Raw genomic sequence first — 6,179 nt, 5'->3', positions numbered from 1 at the left:
GCCGCCCGTCAACCCGAACCGCAAGCGGTTCGGCCTCGGGGCGGCGTATACGGCAGTTAACCGTCAGGCTTATTTTTTCACGGCAGGCTGGGCGGCCTTAGGCGCGGCAGAAGAAACCGTCGCCTCCGCCTTCAACTTGTTCAGCACCGCATCACCGATGCCCTTCACGTTTTTCAGCTCCTCCACCGATTTGAACGCACCGTTCTTCTGACGGTATTCCACAATCGATTTCGCCTTAGCCGGACCGATACCCGGCAAGGCCTCCAGTTCGGCAGAAGACGCGGTATTGATGTTCACGGCAGCCAAAGAGAACGCCGCACAGACGGCGGCAAATGCACCAAATAAAAATTTCTTCATCAGATTTTTTCCCATAACGTGTTTGATTGAATCAGTCAGGAAGTCTACAGAATGGTTTTATTCCAAGCGGTAAACACTGTCACATACGCAGATAGGGCAACAGCCCATACCCACATAAATGCTTACGCCATATTAACGCAAATATCGTTTGATTTCAAATATTCTAAACAGTTAACCGTAACTTCCGGTACTTTTGTTCAAGAATAACAACAGGGTAATCATACAATACCTGTTACCTCCCACCAAACCGACAGAAACGACAGGCATGTAAAAAGCCCCCGACATCAGTCGGGGGCTTCAGAATGGGTGTTTGGCGGTGACCTACTTTCACATGGAAGAACCACACTATCATCGGCGCTGAGTCGTTTCACGGTCCTGTTCGGGATGGGAAGGCGTGGGACCAACTCGCTATGGCCGCCAAACTTAAACTGTTACAAATCGGTAAAGCCTTAATCAATTATTTAGTGATGACTGAATCAGTCAGTAAGCTTTTATCATTTGAAGTTCTTCAAATGATAGAGTCAAGCCTCACGAGCAATTAGTATGGGTTAGCTTCACGCGTTACCGCGCTTCCACACCCCACCTATCAACGTCCTGGTCTCGAACGACTCTTTAGTGTGGTTAAACCACAAGGGAAGTCTCATCTTCAGGCGAGTTTCGCGCTTAGATGCTTTCAGCGCTTATCTCTTCCGAACTTAGCTACCCGGCTATGCAACTGGCGTTACAACCGGTACACCAGAGGTTCGTCCACTCCGGTCCTCTCGTACTAGGAGCAGCCCCCGTCAAACTTCCAACGCCCACTGCAGATAGGGACCAAACTGTCTCACGACGTTTTAAACCCAGCTCACGTACCACTTTAAATGGCGAACAGCCATACCCTTGGGACCGACTACAGCCCCAGGATGTGATGAGCCGACATCGAGGTGCCAAACTCCGCCGTCGATATGAACTCTTGGGCGGAATCAGCCTGTTATCCCCGGAGTACCTTTTATCCGTTGAGCGATGGCCCTTCCATACAGAACCACCGGATCACTATGTCCTGCTTTCGCACCTGCTCGACTTGTCGGTCTCGCAGTTAAGCTACCTTTTGCCATTGCACTATCAGTCCGATTTCCGACCGGACCTAGGTAACCTTCGAACTCCTCCGTTACTCTTTGGGAGGAGACCGCCCCAGTCAAACTGCCTACCATGCACGGTCCCCGACCCGGATTACGGGTCTGGGTTAGAACCTCAAAGACACCAGGGTGGTATTTCAAGGACGGCTCCACAGAGACTGGCGTCTCTGCTTCAAAGCCTCCCACCTATCCTACACAAGTGACTTCAAAGTCCAATGCAAAGCTACAGTAAAGGTTCACGGGGTCTTTCCGTCTAGCAGCGGGTAGATTGCATCTTCACAACCACTTCAACTTCGCTGAGTCTCAGGAGGAGACAGTGTGGCCATCGTTACGCCATTCGTGCGGGTCGGAACTTACCCGACAAGGAATTTCGCTACCTTAGGACCGTTATAGTTACGGCCGCCGTTTACTGGGGCTTCGATCCGATGCTTGCACATCTTCAATTAACCTTCCAGCACCGGGCAGGCGTCACACCCTATACGTCCACTTTCGTGTTAGCAGAGTGCTGTGTTTTTAATAAACAGTCGCAGCCACCTATTCTCTGCGACCCTCCAGGGCTTACGGAGCAAGTCCTTAACCTTAGAGGGCATACCTTCTCCCGAAGTTACGGTATCAATTTGCCGAGTTCCTTCTCCTGAGTTCTCTCAAGCGCCTTAGAATTCTCATCCTGCCCACCTGTGTCGGTTTGCGGTACGGTTTGATTCAAACTGAAGCTTAGTGGCTTTTCCTGGAAGCGTGGTATCGGTTACTTCATGTCCGTAGACACTCGTCATCACTTCTCGGTGTTAAGAAGACCCGGATTTGCCTAAGTCTTCCACCTACCGGCTTAAACAAGCTATTCCAACAGCTTGCTAACCTAACCTTCTCCGTCCCCACATCGCATTTGAATCAAGTACAGGAATATTAACCTGTTTCCCATCGACTACGCATTTCTGCCTCGCCTTAGGGGCCGACTCACCCTACGCCGATGAACGTTGCGTAGGAAACCTTGGGCTTTCGGCGAGCGGGCTTTTCACCCGCTTTATCGCTACTCATGTCAACATTCGCACTTCTGATACCTCCAGCACACTTTACAATGCACCTTCATCGGCCTACAGAACGCTCCCCTACCATGCCAGTAAACTGGCATCCGCAGCTTCGGTTATAGATTTGAGCCCCGTTACATCTTCCGCGCAGGACGACTCGACCAGTGAGCTATTACGCTTTCTTTAAATGATGGCTGCTTCTAAGCCAACATCCTGGCTGTCTGGGCCTTCCCACTTCGTTTACCACTTAATCTATCATTTGGGACCTTAGCTGGCGGTCTGGGTTGTTTCCCTCTTGACAACGGACGTTAGCACCCGCTGTCTGTCTCCCGAGGAACCACTTGATGGTATTCTTAGTTTGCCATGGGTTGGTAAGTTGCAATAACCCCCTAGCCATAACAGTGCTTTACCCCCATCAGTGTCTTGCTCGAGGCACTACCTAAATAGTTTTCGGGGAGAACCAGCTATCTCCGAGTTTGTTTAGCCTTTCACCCCTATCCACAGCTCATCCCCGCATTTTGCAACATGCGTGGGTTCGGTCCTCCAGTACCTGTTACGGCACCTTCAACCTGGCCATGGATAGATCACTCGGTTTCGGGTCTACACCCAGCAACTGTTCGCCCTATTAAGACTCGGTTTCCCTACGCCTCCCCTATTCGGTTAAGCTCGCTACTGAATGTAAGTCGTTGACCCATTATACAAAAGGTACGCAGTCACACCACAAGGGTGCTCCCACTGTTTGTATGCATCAGGTTTCAGGTTCTATTTCACTCCCCTCCCGGGGTTCTTTTCGCCTTTCCCTCACGGTACTGGTTCACTATCGGTCGATGATGAGTATTTAGCCTTGGAGGATGGTCCCCCCATATTCAGACAGGATTTCACGTGTCCCGCCCTACTTTTCGTACGCTTAGTACCACTGTTGAGATTTCGAATACGGGACTATCACCCACTATGGTCAAGCTTCCCAGCTTGTTCTTCTATCTCGACAGTTATTACGTACAGGCTCCTCCGCGTTCGCTCGCCACTACTTGCGGAATCTCGGTTGATTTCTTTTCCTCCGGGTACTTAGATGGTTCAGTTCTCCGGGTTCGCTTCTCTAAGTCTATGTATTCAACTTAGGATACTGCACAGAATGCAGTGGGTTTCCCCATTCGGACATCGCGGGATCATAGCTTTATTGCCAGCTCCCCCGCGCTTTTCGCAGGCTTACACGTCCTTCGTCGCCTATCATCGCCAAGGCATCCACCTGATGCACTTATTCACTTGACTCTATCATTTCAAGAACCTCTTTGACTTCGTTTGCCTACCCGTTGACTAGGGAAGCAAACTTGAAATTCCTACTTTGATAAAGCTTACTGCTTTGTTGTGTCTTAATCCTGCCTTTTGTGTTTCAGGATTAAGTCGATACAATCATCACCCAAATACTGTGTTTGTTTTCTTTTCTCTTGCGAGAGATTTTTTATCCTTTGCAAAGAACAAAAAATCAAAACAAACTCATTGTCTTTGTTTGTTGATTTCGGCTTTCCAATTTGTTAAAGATCGATGCGTCGATATTCCACTTCGCAAATCAAAATAAGCTGCTAAGTATAGCAGGCTTCCTTTGATTTGTAAAGTTCTTGGTGGAGGCAAACGGGATCGAACCGATGACCCCCTGCTTGCAAAGCAGGTGCTCTACCAACTGAGCTATGCCCCCGTTCTTGGTGGGTCTGGGAGGACTTGAACCTCCGACCCCACGCTTATCAAGCGTGTGCTCTAACCAGCTGAGCTACAAACCCGGATTCTCTTCTTAAGCGAATCTTGTCTTCACTCAAGCTTTTCTCTTCCGCATCTTTTACAGTTTACCGATAAGTGTGAATGCATCAGACCTCTTCTTTCTCTAGAAAGGAGGTGATCCAGCCGCAGGTTCCCCTACGGCTACCTTGTTACGACTTCACCCCAGTCATGAAGCATACCGTGGTAAGCGGGCTCCTTGCGGTTACCCTACCTACTTCTGGTATCCCCCACTCCCATGGTGTGACGGGCGGTGTGTACAAGACCCGGGAACGTATTCACCGCAGTATGCTGACCTGCGATTACTAGCGATTCCGACTTCATGCACTCGAGTTGCAGAGTGCAATCCGGACTACGATCGGTTTTGTGAGATTGGCTCCACCTCGCGGCTTGGCTACCCTCTGTACCGACCATTGTATGACGTGTGAAGCCCTGGTCATAAGGGCCATGAGGACTTGACGTCATCCCCACCTTCCTCCGGCTTGTCACCGGCAGTCTCATTAGAGTGCCCAACTAAATGATGGCAACTAATGACAAGGGTTGCGCTCGTTGCGGGACTTAACCCAACATCTCACGACACGAGCTGACGACAGCCATGCAGCACCTGTGTTACGGCTCCCGAAGGCACTCCTCCGTCTCTGGAGGATTCCGTACATGTCAAGACCAGGTAAGGTTCTTCGCGTTGCATCGAATTAATCCACATCATCCACCGCTTGTGCGGGTCCCCGTCAATTCCTTTGAGTTTTAATCTTGCGACCGTACTCCCCAGGCGGTCAATTTCACGCGTTAGCTACGCTACTAAGCAATCAAGTTGCCCAACAGCTAATTGACATCGTTTAGGGCGTGGACTACCAGGGTATCTAATCCTGTTTGCTACCCACGCTTTCGAGCATGAACGTCAGTGTTATCCCAGGAGGCTGCCTTCGCCATCGGTATTCCTCCACATCTCTACGCATTTCACTGCTACACGTGGAATTCTACCTCCCTCTGACACACTCTAGTCACCCAGTTCAGAACGCAGTTCCCAGGTTGAGCCCGGGGATTTCACATCCTGCTTAAGTAACCGTCTGCGCTCGCTTTACGCCCAGTAATTCCGATTAACGCTCGCACCCTACGTATTACCGCGGCTGCTGGCACGTAGTTAGCCGGTGCTTATTCTTCAGGTACCGTCATCAAACAGGGGTATTAACCCTGTCCTTTTCTTCCCTGACAAAAGTCCTTTACAACCCGAAGGCCTTCTTCAGACACGCGGCATGGCTGGATCAGGCTTGCGCCCATTGTCCAAAATTCCCCACTGCTGCCTCCCGTAGGAGTCTGGGCCGTGTCTCAGTCCCAGTGTGGCGGATCATCCTCTCAGACCCGCTACTGATCGTCGCCTTGGTAGGCCTTTACCCCACCAACTAGCTAATCAGATATCGGCCGCTCGAATAACGCAAGGCCCGAAGGTCCCCTGCTTTCCTCCTCAGAGAATATGCGGTATTAGCTAATCTTTCGATTAGTTATCCCCCATTACTCGGTACGTTCCGATATATTACTCACCCGTTCGCCACTCGCCACCCAAGAAGCAAGCTTCTCTGTGCTGCCGTCCGACTTGCATGTGTAAAGCATGCCGCCAGCGTTCAATCTGAGCCAGGATCAAACTCTTATGTTCAATCTCTAACTTATAACTTCTGGTCTGCTTCAAAGAAACCGACAGGACAATGTCTAAAACATCATCTTGTCTGTCTTTCAAACAGTGTGAGGCCCAATGCACTCACACTTATCGGTAATCTGTTTTTTAAAGAGCGAATCGAATTATACAGTACATTTAGCAAATGTCAACTAAAATTATCGAAAATTTTAACTAACTGTGTTATACTGTCTGCTTCGTTTTCTTCACCGCGTCAGCAGCGAAGAACCGAACTATACGCCT

1 protein-coding gene, 2 tRNA genes and 3 rRNA genes are annotated in these 6,179 nt (G+C 50.0%); all 6 read right to left on the bottom strand.

The genetic code is table 11. The annotated features are described in order from the left end of the window. Positions 1–69: 69 nt before the first annotated feature. The 6 genes from O3660_RS11410 to O3660_RS11385 all read right to left on the bottom strand — a co-directional run bounded on the left by O3660_RS11410 (position 70) and on the right by O3660_RS11385 (position 5,918). Entirely contained in the window at positions 70–357 is a 288-nt protein-coding gene (locus tag O3660_RS11410) for a helix-hairpin-helix domain-containing protein (RefSeq protein ID WP_036472233.1), read from the bottom strand. A gap of 308 nt (positions 358–665) precedes the next feature. Then, positions 666–779, bottom strand: a 5S ribosomal RNA gene (rrf, locus tag O3660_RS11405). Between the two features lie 95 nt (positions 780–874). After that, positions 875–3,766 (bottom strand): 23S ribosomal RNA (locus O3660_RS11400). A 348-nt stretch (positions 3,767–4,114) separates the two neighbouring features. Continuing rightward, positions 4,115–4,190 (bottom strand) — tRNA-Ala (locus O3660_RS11395). Between the two features lie 5 nt (positions 4,191–4,195). After that, positions 4,196–4,272, bottom strand: a tRNA-Ile gene (locus tag O3660_RS11390). Between the two features lie 105 nt (positions 4,273–4,377). Beyond that, positions 4,378–5,918, bottom strand: a 16S ribosomal RNA gene (locus tag O3660_RS11385). The 16S, 23S and 5S rRNA genes sit together here with 2 tRNA genes alongside, the layout of an rRNA operon. Between the last annotated feature and the right edge of the window lie 261 nt (positions 5,919–6,179).

It is taken from the genome of Neisseria sp. 27098_8_139 (genome assembly GCF_041433195.1).
Taxonomy (GTDB): domain Bacteria; phylum Pseudomonadota; class Gammaproteobacteria; order Burkholderiales; family Neisseriaceae; genus Neisseria; species Neisseria subflava.
Note: the sequence above shows the minus strand (reverse complement) of the source record. Positions and strands in the feature narration are given on the sequence as shown.

Excerpts from the sequence above, each read along its gene's own strand:
- O3660_RS11410 (WP_036472233.1), bottom strand. The coding sequence starts at position 357 with ATGAAGAAATTTTTATTTGGTGCATTTGCCGCCGTCTGTGCGGCGTTC.